The sequence below is a fragment of the Embleya sp. NPDC005971 genome, from assembly GCF_040629175.1.
In the GTDB taxonomy this organism is placed as follows: Bacteria; Actinomycetota; Actinomycetes; order Streptomycetales; family Streptomycetaceae; genus Embleya.
Genome location: NZ_JBEXUX010000001.1, coordinates 182,896 through 198,577 on the forward strand (window position 1 = coordinate 182,896; position 15,682 = coordinate 198,577).

The 15,682-nt window shown below is 70.8% G+C and carries 16 protein-coding genes; 11 read left to right on the forward strand and 5 right to left on the reverse strand.

Translation table 11 applies throughout. The features are described 5' to 3' along the window. From ABZ374_RS00805 to era, 3 genes are all read left to right on the forward strand, one after another. Complete coding sequence (locus ABZ374_RS00805; protein WP_360304625.1) at positions 1 to 1,329, forward strand: hemolysin family protein; 1,329 nt, start codon at positions 1 to 3, stop codon at positions 1,327 to 1,329. 96 nt (positions 1,330 to 1,425) lie between these two features. Further along, positions 1,426 to 1,785, forward strand: a complete 360-nt coding sequence (locus ABZ374_RS00810; protein ID WP_360304627.1) for a cytidine deaminase — start codon at positions 1,426 to 1,428, stop codon at positions 1,783 to 1,785. Positions 1,786 to 1,856: 71 nt separating this feature from the next. Continuing rightward, a complete protein-coding gene (gene era, locus ABZ374_RS00815; protein ID WP_360304629.1) occupies positions 1,857 to 2,807 on the forward strand; it encodes a GTPase Era in 951 nt (316 codons plus the stop codon). Positions 2,808 to 2,821: 14 nt separating this feature from the next. Here the strand turns inward: era and ABZ374_RS00820 are convergent, their stop codons facing one another. Next, positions 2,822 to 3,571: a hypothetical protein gene (locus ABZ374_RS00820; protein WP_360304631.1), complete on the reverse strand. Its 750-nt coding sequence runs from the start codon at positions 3,569 to 3,571 to the stop codon at positions 2,822 to 2,824. Between the two features lie 310 nt (positions 3,572 to 3,881). Between ABZ374_RS00820 and leuA the strand changes: the two genes are divergently transcribed. The 7 genes from leuA (at position 3,882) to ABZ374_RS00855 (ending at position 10,892) form a co-directional block, all read left to right on the forward strand. Beyond that, positions 3,882 to 5,639 (forward strand): 2-isopropylmalate synthase, encoded by a 1,758-nt coding sequence (gene leuA / locus ABZ374_RS00825; protein ID WP_360304633.1) that lies wholly within the window; start codon positions 3,882 to 3,884, stop codon positions 5,637 to 5,639. Positions 5,640 to 5,851: 212 nt separating this feature from the next. Further along, positions 5,852 to 6,460: a TerB family tellurite resistance protein gene (locus ABZ374_RS00830; RefSeq protein WP_360304634.1), complete on the forward strand. Its 609-nt coding sequence runs from the start codon at positions 5,852 to 5,854 to the stop codon at positions 6,458 to 6,460. 69 nt (positions 6,461 to 6,529) lie between these two features. Then, positions 6,530 to 7,282, forward strand: coding sequence for a DNA repair protein RecO (gene recO / locus ABZ374_RS00835; RefSeq protein WP_360304635.1), 753 nt, complete (start codon positions 6,530 to 6,532; stop codon positions 7,280 to 7,282). Then, on the forward strand, positions 7,279 to 8,202 hold the full coding sequence (locus tag ABZ374_RS00840; protein ID WP_360304637.1) for an isoprenyl transferase: 924 nt from the start codon (positions 7,279 to 7,281) through the stop codon (positions 8,200 to 8,202). The genes recO and ABZ374_RS00840 overlap by 4 nt, the downstream gene beginning before the upstream one ends. Positions 8,203 to 8,320: 118 nt before the next feature. Further along, entirely contained in the window at positions 8,321 to 9,406 is a 1,086-nt protein-coding gene (locus ABZ374_RS00845) for a permease (RefSeq protein ID WP_360304639.1), read from the forward strand. Beyond that, positions 9,403 to 10,191, forward strand: coding sequence for a TIGR03943 family protein (locus ABZ374_RS00850; protein WP_360304641.1), 789 nt, complete (start codon positions 9,403 to 9,405; stop codon positions 10,189 to 10,191). The genes ABZ374_RS00845 and ABZ374_RS00850 overlap by 4 nt, the downstream gene beginning before the upstream one ends. 158 nt (positions 10,192 to 10,349) lie before the next feature. After that, on the forward strand, positions 10,350 to 10,892 hold the full coding sequence (locus ABZ374_RS00855; protein ID WP_360304643.1) for a hypothetical protein: 543 nt from the start codon (positions 10,350 to 10,352) through the stop codon (positions 10,890 to 10,892). Positions 10,893 to 10,907: 15 nt separating this feature from the next. Here ABZ374_RS00855 and ABZ374_RS00860 read toward each other — a convergent pair whose 3' ends face one another. From ABZ374_RS00860 to ABZ374_RS00875, 4 genes are all read right to left on the reverse strand, one after another. Further along, positions 10,908 to 11,327, reverse strand: a complete 420-nt coding sequence (locus ABZ374_RS00860; protein ID WP_020553159.1) for a Fur family transcriptional regulator — start codon at positions 11,325 to 11,327, stop codon at positions 10,908 to 10,910. 69 nt (positions 11,328 to 11,396) lie between these two features. Next, positions 11,397 to 12,308, reverse strand: a complete 912-nt coding sequence (locus ABZ374_RS00865; RefSeq protein WP_360304645.1) for a metal ABC transporter permease — start codon at positions 12,306 to 12,308, stop codon at positions 11,397 to 11,399. Then, positions 12,305 to 13,081 (reverse strand): ABC transporter ATP-binding protein, encoded by a 777-nt coding sequence (locus ABZ374_RS00870; protein ID WP_360304647.1) that lies wholly within the window; start codon positions 13,079 to 13,081, stop codon positions 12,305 to 12,307. The genes ABZ374_RS00865 and ABZ374_RS00870 overlap by 4 nt, the downstream gene beginning before the upstream one ends. Then, a complete protein-coding gene (locus ABZ374_RS00875) occupies positions 13,078 to 14,040 on the reverse strand; it encodes a metal ABC transporter substrate-binding protein (protein WP_360304649.1) in 963 nt (320 codons plus the stop codon). Before ABZ374_RS00875 ends, ABZ374_RS00870 begins: the two co-directional genes overlap by 4 nt. A 163-nt stretch (positions 14,041 to 14,203) precedes the next feature. On the opposite strand from ABZ374_RS00875, the gene ABZ374_RS00880 reads away from it, so the two are divergent. Further along, positions 14,204 to 15,586, forward strand: coding sequence for a glycine--tRNA ligase (locus tag ABZ374_RS00880; RefSeq protein WP_360304650.1), 1,383 nt, complete (start codon positions 14,204 to 14,206; stop codon positions 15,584 to 15,586). Positions 15,587 to 15,682: the final 96 nt, after the last annotated feature.

A 15,682-nucleotide genomic window follows, 5' to 3' on the forward strand; every position in this document is an offset into this window, starting at 1 on the left:
GTGCCCGCTGACAGCGTGCTGCAACTCGTGGTCGGCGCGATCGTCCTGGTGGTGGTGGCCGGCCTCTTCGCCTGTCTGGAGACCGCCCTCGCGCGGATCTCCCGGGTCCGCGCCGAGGAACTGGTTCGCGAGGAACGCCGGGGCGCCAAGCGCCTGTTGACGGTGGTTCAGGATCCCGCCCGCTATCTCAACCTGGCTCTGCTGGTGCGGGTCGCGTGCGAGCTGTCGGCGGCCGTCCTGGTCACCGTCGTATGCATGGACGACTTCGCCGAGACCTGGCAGGCGGTGCTGGCCACCATCGGCATCATGGTCGTGGTGTCCTACGTCGCGGTCGGGGTGTCCCCGCGCACCGTCGGCCGCCAGCACCCGGTCACCGTGGCGACCATCGGCGCACCCGTGCTGTTCGGACTCGCCCGCGTGCTCGGACCGCTGCCCAGGCTGCTGATCCTGCTCGGCAACGCGCTCACGCCCGGCAAGGGCTTTCGGGAGGGCCCGTTCGCGTCCGAGGCCGAACTGCGCGCGTTCGTGGACCTGGCCGAGAAGGACTCGTTGATCGAGGACGACGAGCGCGAGATGTTGCACTCGGTGCTGCAACTGGGCGACACCATCGTGCGCGAGGTGATGGTGCCCCGCCCGGACATGGTCTTCATCGAACGACACAAGACGTTGCGCCAGGCGATGTCGCTGGCGCTGCGCAGCGGTTACTCGCGGATCCCGGTGATCGGCGAGAACGAGGACGACGTGGTGGGCATCGTCTTCCTCAAGGACCTGGCCCGGCGCAGCACGATGGGCGATCCCGGCTGGGCCAAGGAGAGCGTCGACTCGATCATGCGCGCCGCGACCTTCGTGCCGGACAGCAAGCCGGCCGACGACCTGCTCCGCGAGATGCAGGCCGACCGCACGCACATGGTCGTGGTGGTCGACGAGTACGGCGGCACCGCCGGGCTGGTCACCATCGAGGACATCCTGGAGGAGATCGTCGGCGAGATCACCGACGAGTACGACACCGAGACCGCGCCGGTGGAGCAACTCGCCGACGGCACCTTCCGGGTCACCGCCCGGCTGCCCGTGGACGAGCTGGGCGAGTTGTTCGGCCTCGAACTCGACGACGAGGACGTGGAGACCGTCGGCGGTCTGCTCGCCAAGGCACTGGGCCGGGTGCCCATTCCGGGCGCGACCGCCGTGGTCGAGGGCCTGCGGCTGAGCGCGGAGAGCCCGTCGGGCCGGCGCAACCGGGTCGGCACGATCGTGGTCGGCCGGGTCGAGTCGGAGCACGACGAGCGATCGAGCGCCGCGGACACCCGCTCGGGGGCCGAGCGCAATCGATGACGGGCCGTCGGGTGGGCCGCCGCCTCGGGCGCGGCCCCGGACCGGCGGCGAGTTAGGGTGTGCGGCACCCGTACCGCGCCGAACAGGAGAGCCCCCGTGAGCGCCGAGACGCCCGAGTTCGCCGTCGACCCCGAGGACGCCAAGCTGGTCACCCTGGCCCGGGCCACCCGGGCCCGCAACGGGGCGAGCGAGGGCGCCGCCGTGCGCGACGAGACCGGGCGCACCTACACCGCGTCCACGGTCGCGCTGCCGTCGCTGGAGTTGTCGGCGCTGCGCACGGCCGTCGCGATGGCGGTCGCGGGCGGGGCACGTGGTCTGGAGGCGGCGGCGATCGTCGGGGCCGAGGCCGCGGTGACCGAGGCCGACCGGGCCGCGGTGCGCGATCTCGGCGGCGCCGGTACGCCGATCCTGTCGGCCGGTCCGGACGCGGTCGTGCGCGCCGTCGCGAGCGTCTGAGGCCCGATACCGACCGCCTCGGGGCGGCGGCCGCACCCGCGACGCAAGGAACGCTCGCTTCTTGAGCGACAATGTCACCCATGAGTGATCGCCCTAACCCCTCCGCGCCCGTCCACCGCTCGGGCTTCGCGTGCTTCGTGGGCCGCCCCAACGCCGGCAAGTCCACCCTGACGAACGCGCTGGTGGGCACGAAGGTGGCGATCACGTCGGGCCGCCCCCAGACCACCCGCCACACGGTGCGCGGCATCGTGCACCGCCCCGACGGCCAGCTCGTCCTGGTGGACACCCCCGGCCTGCACAAGCCGCGCACGCTGCTCGGCCAGCGGCTGAACGACCTGGTCCGGGCCACCTGGGCGGAGGTCGACGTGATCGGCTTCTGTATCCCGGCCGACCAGAAGGTCGGCCCCGGCGACCGGTTCATCGCGGCCGAGCTGGCCGAGGCCAAGCGCACGCCCAAGGTCGCGATCGTGACCAAGACCGACCTGGTGGACCAGCAGACCCTGGTCCAGCAGTTGCTCGCGGTGCAGAAGATGGGCGAGGACGTCGGCATCGAGTGGGCCGAGATCATCCCGGTCTCCGCCGTCGGCGACAGCCAGGTGACCCTGGTCGCCGACCTGCTGATGCCGCTGCTGCCGGCGGGCCCGTCGTTGTACCCGGACGGCGAGCTCACCGACGAGCCGGAGATGGTGATGGCCGCCGAGCTGATCCGCGAGGCCGCGTTGGAGGGTGTCCGGGACGAACTCCCGCACTCGCTCGCGGTGGTCATCGAGGAGATGATCCCGCGCGAGGACCGCCCGGCGGACAAGCCGCTGCTCGACGTGCACGCGAATCTCTACGTGGAGCGGCCGAGCCAGAAGGCGATCGTGATCGGGCACAAGGGCGCGCGGCTCAAGGACGTGGGCACGCGCGCCCGCAAGCAGATCGAGGCGCTGCTTGGGACGCCCGTCTACCTGGACCTTCACGTGAAGGTGGCCAAGGACTGGCAGCGCGACCCCAAGCAGCTCCGCAAGCTCGGTTTCTGAGGTCGGTCGAGGGGTCAGCGGCCGTACGGGCCGGACTGGTTGGCGTTCGCCTTCACCAGCACGAACACGGCGGCGCCGATGGTGATCACGGCGCCGACCAGCACCATCCACAGCCCGTACTCGGCCGTGAGGTCGACCTTCTCCAGGATCTTCTTGGCCCGGTCGACCTGGGAGTCGGGCAGGTCCGCGTCCTGGATCGGCAGCCGGGTCTTGTCGGCGATGTTCCAGATCGCGAAGCCCAGGGCCACGACGCCGGCGACCCCGGCGCCTGCGGCGACCTGTGCCTTGCGCAGCGCGATGCCGATGCCGAACAGGACGACGGCGATCAGACTCGCGGTCAGGGTCCACTTGCCGTCGCCCTGGAGGCCCTTGATCGGGTGGTCCTCGCCCTTGGCGCCGATCCAGGCCAGGCACGAGCCGACCGCCGCGATCGCCGCAGCGACCACGCCGGCGATCGCCGCCGGCGCGAACGCCGCCGCTCCGCCACCCATGCCGCCTCCGCTCGGCGTGGGCGGCGGGTAGCCACCGGGCTGCTGCCCGTAGCCCGGCTGCTGTCCGTACTGCTGCGGGGGCTGCTGCCCGTATCCGGGCGGCGGCTGTTGGCCGTACTGCTGCGGCGGCTGCTGTCCGTATTGCGGGGGAGGCTGCTGCCCGTAGCCGCCCTGTTGCGGCTGTCCGTAGCCCGGCCCGCCCTGCTGGGGGTATCCGCCGGGCTGGCCCTGACCCGGCTGTGGTCCGTATGGGCCCTGGTTGTCGTAGCTCATGGTCAGTGAGCGTAGGAGGAACCCGGCCGGCGGGGGAGGGGCTGGGCCGAAAAGATCACATGTGTTCGTATGCCGGATGCCGGCTCGACCGCTGCGAGCGTTCGGGTATGGTTGCGAAATCATGCGTCAGTGGCTGCTTCTCCTTAGCCGCCGCGCCGGGGGCTCATCCCTCTGACAGAGGTCAGACCGGCTCCCCCGTCGCGGGGATAGAGGCATGTCCGCACGTCGGAGCCTCCGGGATGTCGTTTCCTCCCGTCGCCGGCCTACCTGCCGTTGCAGCCCCGTTCCTCGCGTACAGGAGACCAGCCGCATGCCTTCCGTGAATCGCCCCACGCCGATCACCGCCTCGTCCGTGACGCAGCAGCCGTCCGGAATGCCGATTCACAAGTACCAGCCGTTTCGGGGCGTCGACCTGCCGGACCGCACCTGGCCGTCGAAGACGATCACGGTCGCACCGCGCTGGCTGTCCACCGACCTGCGGGACGGCAATCAGGCGCTGATCGACCCGATGAGCCCGGCCCGCAAGCGGACCATGTTCGACCTGCTGGTGCGGATGGGTTACAAGGAGATCGAGGTCGGTTTCCCGGCCGCGTCGCAGACCGACTTCGACTTCATCCGCTCGATCATCGAAGAGGGCGCGGTACCGGACGACGTCACCATCTCGGTGCTGACCCAGGCCCGTGAGGAACTGATCGGGCGCACCGTCGAGTCGCTGATCGGTGCGCCCAAGGCCACGGTCCACCTCTACAACGCGACCGCGCCCGCCTTCCGCCGGGTCGTCTTCAACGTCGACCGCGAGCAGTGCAAGGCGATCGCGGTGTCCGGCACCGAGCACGTGATGCGCTTCGCGGACAAGCACCTGGGTGCGGAGACCGCGTTCGGCTACGAGTACTCGCCGGAGATCTTCATCGACACCGAGCCGGACTTCGCGCTGGAGGTCTGCGAGGCGGTGATGGACGTATGGCAGCCCGAGGCCGGTCGCGAGATCGTGCTGAACCTGCCCGCGACCATCGAGCGCTCGACGCCGAACGTGTACGCGGACCAGATCGAGTGGATGAGCCGCAACCTGACCCGCCGCGAGTTCATCGCGCTGTCGGTGCACCCGCACAACGACCGGGGCGCCGCGGTGGCGGCGTCCGAGCTGGCCGTGATGGCCGGCGCCGACCGGGTCGAGGGTTGCCTGTTCGGGCACGGCGAGCGCACCGGCAACGTGGACCTGGTCACGCTGGGGATGAACCTGTTCAGCCAGGGCGTAGACCCGATGATCGACTTCTCCGAGATCGACGAGATCCGGCGCACGGTCGAGTACTGCACCCAACTGCCGGTGCACCCGCGCCACCCGTACGCGGGCGACCTGGTGTACACCGCGTTCTCCGGCTCGCACCAGGACGCGATCAAGAAGGGTCTGGAGGCCCTGGACCGGGACGCGGCCGAGGCGGGCAAGCCGGTCGAGGAACTGGACTGGGCGGTGCCGTACCTGCCGATCGACCCCAAGGACGTGGGCCGCACCTACGAAGCGGTGATCCGGGTCAACAGCCAGTCCGGCAAGGGCGGCGTGGCCTACGTGCTCAAGGCCGACCACAAGATGGACCTGCCGCGGCGTGCGCAGATCGAGTTCTCCCGGATCATCCAGACCAAGACCGACGCCGAGGGCGGCGAGGTCACGCCGGCGCAGATCTGGGCCACCTTCCGGGACGAGTACCTGCCCACCCCGGACGCCCGCTGGGGTCGGCTGGAGCTGCGCGGTCACCGCACGGTCTCCGGCGCGGACGGCAAGGACGTGCTGACCGTCGAGATGAGCGTGGACGGCGCGGTGCAGACGCTGGAGGCGATCGGCAACGGCCCGATCGACGCGTTCGTGCGGGCGCTGGGCGGCCTGGGCTTCGACGCGCGGGTGCTGGACTACACCGAGCACGCGATGAGCGGCGGCGAGGACGCGCGCGCCGCGGCCTACGTCGAGTGCGCCGTGGACGGCCGGGTGCTGTGGGGCGTGGGCGTGGACGAGAACATCGTGCGCGCGTCGCTCCAGGCGGTGGTGAGCGCGGTCAACCGCGCCGCGCGCGGCTGACCGGGAAGCTTTCGCGAACGGCGGTTCCCGGCACGACGGGGACCGCCGTTCGCATGCTCGCGAATCCGCCCTTTTCGACGGCCCGACGCTCCGCCCCCGGCAAACAAAAGTAACCATCTGTCCGCTTTCGATGACGCTTCGTGAAAATCGTGGCAGCATCGGAGCAGGCGGAAATACTGCATTCCGTCGCGTGGGACGCAGGGGGCTGCACCATGTTCTTCGTCGTGGGCATCCGGACCATTCGATCGGCGATCGGGGACGGCGAATTCCACTGTCCGGCGTGTGGGGGCGATCGGCGCTTCCGCAAGGGCGGCGGTCGGCGTCGACTCGTGGTGTTCGGCGTCGCGCTCATCCCGCTCGGGCGAGCCGGCTCCGGCATCGAGTGCGCGGTGTGCTGCACGCGGCACGACGCCTCGGTGTTGGAGACGCCGACCGCCCGTGCGCTCACGCTGCTGCTGCGCGAGGCGGTGCGTGCCCTCGTGGTGGCCGTCGTGGCGGCCGTGGACGACGAGCCGCACGCGGCGGAGGCGGTGCGCGCGGCCGCGGTGCAGACGGTTCGGGCCGCGGGCATGCCGAGCTACGACGCGTGCACGCTCGCCGCCGACGTCGGGGCGCATGTGGCGCAGGACACCGCGTGGGCGCTCGCCGAGATCGCGCCGCATCTGGCGGTCGCCGGGCGCGAGCACCTGGTCGGTGTCGCGGCCCGGGTCGTGCTGGCCGGTGGGGCGTACGACCCGGCACATCGGGTGATCCTCTACCACGCCGGCGACCGACTCGGGCTCGGCCGGGCCCGCATCGATCATGTGCTCGCAGGTCCGTGAGCCGTGAGCCGGGCCCGCCGGTGGTGAGCGCCGCCCCGGCGCGTCGGCCGAGCGCGGCACAATGGGAGCATGAGCCTCCTCCGTGACGAGGGTGTCGTCCTGCGCGCCCAGAAGTTGGGTGAGGCCGATCGCATCATCACCCTCCTGACCCGCGACCACGGCATCGTGCGCGCCGTCGCCCGCGGGGTGCGCAAGACCAAGTCGAAGTTCGGCGCCCGGGTCGAGCCGTTCGCGCACGTGGACATCCAATTCTTCACCCGGGGCAGCGACTTCCCCGGTCGCGGCCTGCCGATCATTACGCAGGCGGAGACCCTGGGCGCGTACGGCGGTCGCCTCGCGCTGGACTACCCGGCGTACACCGCCGGGACGGCGATCCTGGAGACCGCCGAGCGGCTGACCGACCACGAGCGCGGCCAGCCGGCGCTCCAGCAGTACCTGCTGCTGATCGGTGCCCTGCGCACCCTCGCGATGGGCAGCCACGAGCCCGGCCTGGTGCTGGACGCGTTCCTGCTCCGTTCGCTCGCGGTGGCGGGTTACGCGCCCAGTTTCGTCGACTGCGCGCGCTGCGGCCTGGACGGACCGAACCGGTTCTTCTCCGTGCAGGGCGGTGGGACGGTGTGCGGCGACTGCCGTCCGGCCGGATCCGTCGTACCCTCACCCGAGACCCTTTCCCTGCTCGGTGCGTTGTTGACCGGCGACTGGGGCCGAGCCGACGCGAGCGAGCCGCGGCACCGGCGCGAGGGCAGCGGCCTGGTGGCCGCGTATCTGCAATGGCATCTGGAGCGGGGCATCCGCTCGTTGAGATTGGTGGAGAGATCGTGAGTCAGTCGCGTGGCCGCTTCGGCCTGTTCCCCCGCCGCCGGCGGGCCGAGTCGGCGCCCGCCCGGGCGGCTCGCGAGCAGCGGCACTACCGCGACCCGAAGCCGCACGCCGAGGGGGCGCTGCCCCCGGAGATCCCGGCCGACCTGGTGCCCCGGCACGTGGCGCTGGTGATGGACGGCAACGGTCGCTGGGCCAAGGAGCGCGGTCTGGCCCGCACCGACGGGCACACCGCGGGCGAGGCGTCGTTGTTCGACGTGGTCGAGGGCGCCGCGCAGATCGGCGTCAAATACGTCTCCGCGTATGCCTTTTCCACCGAGAACTGGAAGCGTTCGCCCGAGGAGGTGCGCTTCCTGATGGGCTTCAACATCGACACGATCCACCGGCGCATCGACGAGATGGACGAGCTCGGCGTGCGGATCCGCTGGTGCGGTCGGCGGCCCCGGTTGTGGGCGAGCGTGATCCGGGAGCTGGAGATCGCCGAGGAGCGGACCAAGGACAACACCAACCTCACCCTGGCGATGTGCATCAACTACGGCGGCCGGGCCGAGATCGCGGACGCCGCCGCGCTGATCGCCCAGGACGTCAAGGCGGGCCGGCTCGACCCGAAGAAGGTCGACGAGAAGTTGTTCGCCAAGTATCTGGACGAGCCGGACATGCCCGATGTGGACCTGTTCATTCGGTCCTCCGGTGAGCAGCGCACGTCCAATTTCCTGCTGTGGCAGTCCGCGTACGCCGAGATGGTCTTCCTCGACGTGTTGTGGCCGGACTTCGACCGGCGGCACATGTGGCAGGCGTGCGAGACGTACGCGTCGCGCGATCGCCGCTACGGCGGCGCGCTGCCGAACGCGGTCGCCGCCGCGGAGTCGGCGGCGGAGCCGGAGCCGGTCTCCTCGGGGTCCTCGGCCGCGTCGAAAGCCTGATCACCCCCGGCGGACCGCTCCCGACCGGCACCGCTCGTCCGAGTGGGCGACGATCGGCGGGTGAAAGGTTCGTAAAGCGGGGTGTGCGCTCGGCGGCAGCCGCTCGATCAATGCGAACATGACCATCATGTTCGAAAAGAGCGCGCCGCCGCGCCCCGCTGCCGCCGCCCGGACGGCGCCACCACCACCGCGCAGCGCCGAGTCGTCCGCGACCGTCGGGTCCGCCTCGCACGGTCGCCCACCCGCCGAGCGGTGGCGGCCGGGCCAACTCGAATTCTTCGTCCTCGCGCTGGTCGTGCTGCTGTTCGCCCAGCCGTGGATCGTGGATCGACTCGGCGCGCCCGCGGTGCAGACCTGGGCCACCGTGTTCGTCGCGATCTCCGTGCAGGCGCTGCCGTTCCTGGTGCTCGGCACGCTGCTGTCGGCGGCGATCACCGCGTTCGTGCCGCCGTCGGTGTTCACCAAGGTGTTGCCCAGACGGCAGTCCCTGGCGGTGCCGGTCGCGGGCGCGGCCGGGGCGATCCTGCCCGGTTGCGAGTGCGCGTCCGTGCCGGTGGCCAGTGGGCTGATGGCGCGCGGGGTGGCGCCCGCCGCGGCGTTGGCGTTCCTGTTGTCCTCGCCCGCGATCAACCCGATCGTGCTGACCGCGACCGCGGTGGCCTTTCCCAAGCAGCCCGAGATGGTGCTCGCCCGGTTCGTGGCCTCGCTCGGCACGGCGGTGCTGATGGGCTGGTTGTGGGCACGATTCGGTCGGCCCGAGTGGATCAAGGTGATGCGCCGCCCGCACGATCACGGCGGCAACGGCAAGTGGGAGAACTTCCGGCTCGCGCTGCAGCACGACTTCCTGCACGCGGGCGGCTTCCTGGTGATCGGCGCGCTTACCGCCGCGACGCTGAACGTCACGGTGCCCAAGCACGTGATCGACGCGGTCTCCGGTTCGCCGTGGTTCGCGGTGCTCGCGCTGGCCTTTCTCGCGGTGGTGCTCGCGGTCTGCTCGGAGGCGGACGCGTTCGTGGCGGCGAGTCTGATCGGTTTCTCGCCGACCGCGAAACTGGCCTTCATGGTGGTCGGCCCGATGGTGGACGTGAAGTTGATCGCGCTCCAGTCGGGCACCTTCGGGCGCGGCTTCGCGGCCCGGTTCTCCTCGGCCACGTTCGTGGTCGCGATCGTGGCGAGCTACGGCGTCGGATGGTGGTTGTTGTGAGGCGGGACGTCCAGGCGGTGTTGTTGATCCTGATCGGCGGTGCGCTGCTGCGGATCTCGCTGACCGACATGTACCTGCGCTACGTCAAGGACGGGCTGCGTCCCGCGTTGCTCGCGGCGGGCGTGATCCTGCTCGTGGTCGGCCTGATCTCCGTGGTGCGGGACGGGATCCAGCGGCGGGCCGAGGAGCCGGCCGCGGCGCACGCGTCCGCGGAGGCGACCGGGCCCGCCGAGGGGCACGTCGCCGAACCGGCGGACGAGGGCGGGCACGGCCACGACCACTCGGCCGGCCCGCGCGCGGCCTGGTTGTTGTGCCTGCCGGTGCTCGCGCTGTTCCTGATCGCGCCGCCCGCGCTCGGTTCGTACACCGCCTCGCGCTCGGACAACGTGGTGGCCAAGCCGGCCGCCGCCTCGAACGACGCGGGCTTCCCGGCGCTGCCGCCGGGGGATCCGTTGCCGATGACCCTGGCGGACTTCCTGATCCGCTCGGTCTGGGACACCACCGCGCCGCTCAAGGACCGCAACGTCCAGCTCACCGGCTTCGTCACGCCCGGCAAGGCGCCCGGCACGTGGTACGTCACTCGGATGGTGATCAGTTGCTGCGCCGCCGACGCGTTCGCCCGCAAGATCGAGGTGCACGGCGTCGCGGCGCCCCCCACCGACTCGTGGGTGAGCGTCACCGGCCGCTGGCTGCCCAACGGCCAGATCCAGGCGGACGACGCGATGCCCGCGCTGACCGCGACGCGGGTCGATCACATCCCGACGCCGCGGGAGCCGTACGAGTAGATCCGCTGTCACGATGTCACGGTCGCGTCACCGCCGCGTTCGCGTCCTGCGAGCGCGGCGGCGGCGCGACGCCCCCGCTCCTACCGTGAGTTCGCGGACGGATCGCCTGGGGAGGACGATCCGCCGGACAACCGGGGGGAATTGCCATGGGTCGGGGAATGCGTCGTGCCGTCGTCGCGGCGATCATCGTGGGTGTCATGGGGTCGGGCGCGACCGCGTGTCAAAAGAACAAGGGCGGTTCGGACGCCGACCGCAAGCAGGGCACGACCGGCGAGGCGCCGAAGGTCTCGGACCAGGACGGCAGGGCCGGCGACGGTGATCTGCGGGTCGAGGGCGTGTTCCTGAGCGTCACGCCCGGCACGCTGGCCGGCGTCCGGTGCAAGAGCGCGTTCATGGAGACCTTCATCGGCACGATCAGCTTCGCCGACGGGCACAAGGGCGGGCGGATCACCATCAGCTACGGCGGATCCTCCGGCGGCATGAAGCAGGAGAAGATCGAGGTGCCCGCCGGCAAGACGTCGATCACCAAGACGTTCGCCTACTCGGAGTTCCTCTACGGCGCTTCGATCGCGGCCGGGCAGCTCAACGTGCTGGAGCCCAACCGGGTCGGGTCGGCCACCGTGCGGCCCACCGGGACGTGCACCGAGGGCGGGACCTGGGGTGGCACGACGGCCGGTACGACCGGGGGTGGCACCTGGTAGCCGATCGGGCCGGGTTCAGTCGGCGGCGTTCGCGCACTGTGCGCAGGTGCCGAAGATCTCCAACTCGTGCGAGACGTCGCCGAAGCCGTGTTCGGCGGCGATCCGGTTGGCCCAGCGCTCGACCGCCGGGCCCTCGACCTCGACGGTGCGGCCACAGGAGCGGCAGACGAGGTGGTGGTGGTGGCCGCGGCTGCACCGACGGTAGACCGACTCGCCGTCCTGGGTGCGCAGCACGTCCACCTCGTCCGCGTCCGCCAGCGCCTGGAGGGTGCGGTAGACGGTGGTCAGCCCGACCGCCTCGCCGCGCTGCTTGAGCAGGTCGTGCAGGTCCTGCGCGCTGCGGAAGTCCTCGATCTCGTCGAGGAGGGCCGATACGGCGGCACGCTGCCGGGTGGACCGACCCCGAACCGGGCTCGCGCCGTGGGCGGTGGTCACCTGGGTGCCTCCTCGATCACTACGGGCCGGACGGCGCGCTGTTCTCGTGCCGGCGCGGTGTGTCCATGTCTAGGTCGCCATTGTGCCGGCGCCGGGCACCTCCGCGTCCACCTGTACGTCGTCGACCCGAGCCGGGCCGGCCTCGGCCGCGGCGGCCTCCGCGCGCCGGGCCCGGCGCCGGTTCAGCGGTGTCGCGAGCAGACCCACCAGGACGAACAACGCGATGGCGAGCAGCACGATGGTGGCCCCGGGCGGCGCGTCGACGTAGTAGGTCAGTGCCGTACCGGAGACCGAGACCAGCACGCCGACCACGATCGAGAGCGCGGCGGTCATCGAGAACGTGCGCGAGAGTTGCTGGGCGACCGCGACCGGGACCACCATCAGCGCACTCACCAGGAGCAGCCCCACCACCCGCATGGCGACCGTCACGGTGACCGCCGCGGTGACCGCGAGCAGCAGGTTCAGCGCGCGCACCGGCAGTCCGGTCACCCGGGCGAAGTCCTCGTCCTGGCACACCGTGAACAACGCGCGGCGCAGGCCCAGGGTGACCACGAGCACCGCGACGGCCAGGATCGTGATGATCCGGATGTCCTCCGGCGAGACGGAGGTCAGCGAACCGAACAGGTACGACTGGAGGTTGGCGTTGGAGCCCTCCGGGGCGAGGTTGATCAGCATCACGCCGCCCGCGATGCCGCCGTAGAAGAGCACGGACAGCGCGACGTCGCCGCTGACCCGGTTGCGTTCGCGGATCAGCTCGATCAGCACCGCACCCGCGGACGCGGTGAGCACCGCGGTCCACACCGGGGAGGTGCTGAGCAGGAAGCCCAGGCCCACGCCGGTCAGGGCGACGTGTCCGATGCCGTCGCCCATGAACGCCTGCCGGCGCTGGACCAGGTAGACGCCGACGGCGGGCGCGGCCATGCCCACGAGCAGGGCCGCGAGCAGCGCGCGCTGCATGAAGGGGAAGTCCAGGATCGTCACGAGAGCAGTCCCATCCCGGCGTGGTGCACGGTGTGATCGTCGTGCGGGTGTACGTGGTCGTGGCCCGGCAGCGCGTGTTGGCCGACCGCCCTGGGCGGCGGGCCGTCGTGGCACACGCAGCCCTCGCGCAGCACCACCGCGCGGTCGATCAGCGGCTCCAGCGGGCCGAGTTCGTGCAGGACGAGCAGGACCGCCCGGCCCTGCTCCTGCTGGGCGCGCAGGGTGCCCGCGAGTACCTCCTGGCTGCGCAGGTCCACGCCCGCCATCGGCTCGTCCATGATCAGCAGGTCGGGGCGGCGGGCCAGGGCGCGGGCGATCAGCACCCGCTGCTGCTGGCCGCCGGACAGGTGCGCGATGCCGTCGCGGGCGCGGTCGAGCATGCCGACCGCGGCCAGCGCCTCGTCCACGGCGGCCCGACCCCGGCGACCCGGGCCCAGCACGCGGCGGCCGTCGAGCAGGCCGGAGGTGACCACTTCGCGCACGCTGGCCGGGACACCCGCGGCGGCGGTGGTGCGCTGCGGCACGTAGCCGATCCGGGACCAGTCGCGGAAGCGGGCGAACGGCGTGTCGAACAGTTCGATCGTGCCGCCGGTCAACGGGACCAGGCCGATCAGGGTGCGGACCAGGGTGGACTTGCCCGAGCCGTTGGCGCCGAGCAGGGCGACCACCTCGCCGGGGTGCACGCTCAGGTCCACTCCGCGCAGTACCGGCCGGCCGCCCAGGGACGCGGTGCCGCCGATCAGTCGGGCGACCGGTGCCTGAAGTCGTGTCATGAGCAGCCGAGTCCCTTCCGCAGCGCGTCCAGGTTGGCGCGCATCACCGAGAAGTAATCGTTCTCGGCCTCGTTTTTTATGCCCTCCAGCGGATCCAGGACGGCGGTTTCGATGTTCAGGTCCCGGGCGAGGACCTTGGCGGTCTTGGGCTCGGCCAGGGTTTCGAAGTAGATCGTGGTCACCCCGCGTTCGCGGGCCAGCTTCTGGATGTCGGCGCGGCGGGCGGGGGAGGGCTCGGATTCCGGGTTGACGCCGTTCACCCCGATCTGGTTCAGGTGGTAACGCTCCGCGAGGTAGCCGAAGGCGGCGTGGGCGGTCACGAAGTCCCGGCGGGCGCACGTGGTCAGCCCGGCGGTGAACTCGCCGTCGAGGGTGTTCAGGCGCGTGGTCAGGTCGGCGGCGCGGGCGCGGTAGTCCGCCGCGTTGGCCGGGTCCGCGGCGGCGAGCGATTCGCCCACGCCGCCGGCGATCGCGGCGAGCCGGGTCGGGTCCAGCCACACGTGCGGATCGCCGTGCTCGGCGTCCGCGTGGTCGTGGCCCTCGTGCCCGCCCTCCTCGGCGCCGTGCACCTCGGTGCCGTGCTCCTCCAGCGGCGCGAATTTGCCGGCCTCGACGGTGTGCTTGGGTTTGTTCTGCGAGATCGCCTTGTCCACCGCGGGCTGCAGGCCCTTGAGGTAGACCACCAGATCGGCCTGCGAGACCGCGCCGACCTGCTTGGGGGTCAGCTCCAGATCGTGCGGCTCGGCGCCGGCCTTGGTCAGGTTCGTCACCTTCACGTGCGGCCCGCCGACCTGCTGGGCAATGAATTTCATCGGATAGAACGCCGCGATCACCCGCAGCTTCGCGCCCGCGCCGGTGTCCGCCTTCGCGTCGTCGGTGCCGGCGCATCCGGAGAGCAACAAGGCGGACGCGGCGGCGGCCGCAAGCAGGGCAGCCGGGGCGGTGCGGCGTATCTTCATGACAATGATTCTCAACTAGAATGACAATCGTTGTCAATAATAGCGGAATGGGCCAACCGTGGCGGAGTCGGTCGCGGGCATAAGGATTTACCGGGGCGACCGGCGCGCCGGTAGCCTGTGCCGACACTGTCACTGCCCGCATCGTCGCACCGAAGAGAGCATTGTGGCCGCCGACAAAATCGACACCATCGTCAGCCTGAGCAAGCGCCGAGGCTTCGTTTACCCCTGTAGTGAGATCTACGGCGGCCAGAGGGCCGCCTGGGACTACGGTCCCCTCGGCGTGGAGCTCAAGGAGAACATCAAGCGCCAGTGGTGGCGCACGATGGTCACCTCGCGTGACGACATCGTCGGTCTGGACTCCTCCGTCATCCTGGCCCGCGAGGTGTGGGAGGCGTCCGGTCACGTCGAGGCGTTCGTCGACCCGCTGACCGAGTGCACCTCGTGCCACAAGCGCTACCGCGCCGACCACCTCGAAGAGGCGTACGAGGCCAAGCGCGGCAAGCTGCCGGAGAACGGCCTCGCCGACATCACCTGTCCCAACTGCGGGAACAAGGGCACCTTCACCGAGCCCAAGATGTTCAACGGGCTGCTCCAGACCTTCCTCGGCCCCACCCAGGACGAGTCCGGCCGCGCGTTCCTGCGCCCGGAGACCGCCCAGGGCATCTTCGTCAACTACAAGGCCGTCGAGCAGACCTCGCGCAAGAAGCCGCCGTTCGGCATCGCCCAGACCGGCAAGAGCTTCCGCAACGAGATCACCCCCGGCAACTTCATCTTCCGCACGCGCGAGTTCGAGCAGATGGAGATGGAGTTCTTCGTCAAGCCGGGGGAGGACGAGACCTGGCAGGAATACTGGATGCAGCAGCGCTGGGACTGGTACGTCGGTCTCGGCCTCAGCCCCGACAACATGCGCTTCTTCGAGCACCCGAAGGAGAAGTTGTCGCACTACTCCAAGCGCACGGTCGACATCGAGTACCGCTTCAACTTCGGTGGCACCGAGTTCTCCGAGCTGGAGGGCATCGCCAACCGCACGGACTACGACCTGCGCACGCACTCGGAGAAGTCCGGCACCGACCTGTCGTACTTCGACCAGGACGCGGGCGAGCGCTGGTTCCCGTACGTCATCGAGCCCGCCGCGGGCCTGAACCGGGCGATGCTCGCGTTCCTGCTCGACGCGTACTTCGAGGACGAGGCGCCCAACGCCAAGGGCAAGCTGGAAAAGCGCACCGTGCTGCGCCTTGACCCGCGCCTGGCGCCGGTCAAGGCCGCCATCCTGCCGCTGTCGCGCAACACCGACCTGTCGCCCAAGGCCCGCGGGCTGGCCGCGGACCTGCGTCAGTACTGGAACTGCGACTTCGACGACGCCGGTGCGATCGGCCGCCGCTACCGTCGCCAGGACGAGATCGGCACGCCGTTCTGCATCACCGTCGACTTCGACACGCTCGAGGACGACGCGGTGACCGTGCGCTCGCGCGACACCATGCAGCAGGAGCGGGTGTCGCTCGACCAGGTCGTGGGCTATCTCGCGGCGCGGCTGCCGGGCTGCTGACCCGGAGCCGGCCGTAGGCCGGGCAACGAACGTGAGGGGCGCCGTCCACGACGGCGCCCCTCACGTGCATCGCGGCCCGGCCCGGGGCCGTCGCGC

Excerpts from the sequence above, each read along its gene's own strand:
- ABZ374_RS00820 (WP_360304631.1), bottom strand. The coding sequence starts at position 3,571 with ATGAGCTACGACAACCAGGGCCCATACGGACCACAGCCGGGTCAGGGC.
- ABZ374_RS00855 (WP_360304643.1), top strand. The coding sequence starts at position 10,350 with ATGCGTCGTGCCGTCGTCGCGGCGATCATCGTGGGTGTCATGGGGTCG.
- ABZ374_RS00845 (WP_360304639.1), top strand. The coding sequence starts at position 8,321 with ATGACCATCATGTTCGAAAAGAGCGCGCCGCCGCGCCCCGCTGCCGCC.
- ABZ374_RS00875 (WP_360304649.1), bottom strand. The coding sequence starts at position 14,040 with ATGAAGATACGCCGCACCGCCCCGGCTGCCCTGCTTGCGGCCGCCGCC.
- era (WP_360304629.1), top strand. The coding sequence starts at position 1,857 with ATGTCACCCATGAGTGATCGCCCTAACCCCTCCGCGCCCGTCCACCGC.
- ABZ374_RS00870 (WP_360304647.1), bottom strand. The coding sequence starts at position 13,081 with ATGACACGACTTCAGGCACCGGTCGCCCGACTGATCGGCGGCACCGCG.
- ABZ374_RS00830 (WP_360304634.1), top strand. The coding sequence starts at position 5,852 with ATGTTCTTCGTCGTGGGCATCCGGACCATTCGATCGGCGATCGGGGAC.
- recO (WP_360304635.1), top strand. The coding sequence starts at position 6,530 with ATGAGCCTCCTCCGTGACGAGGGTGTCGTCCTGCGCGCCCAGAAGTTG.
- leuA (WP_360304633.1), top strand. The coding sequence starts at position 3,882 with ATGCCTTCCGTGAATCGCCCCACGCCGATCACCGCCTCGTCCGTGACG.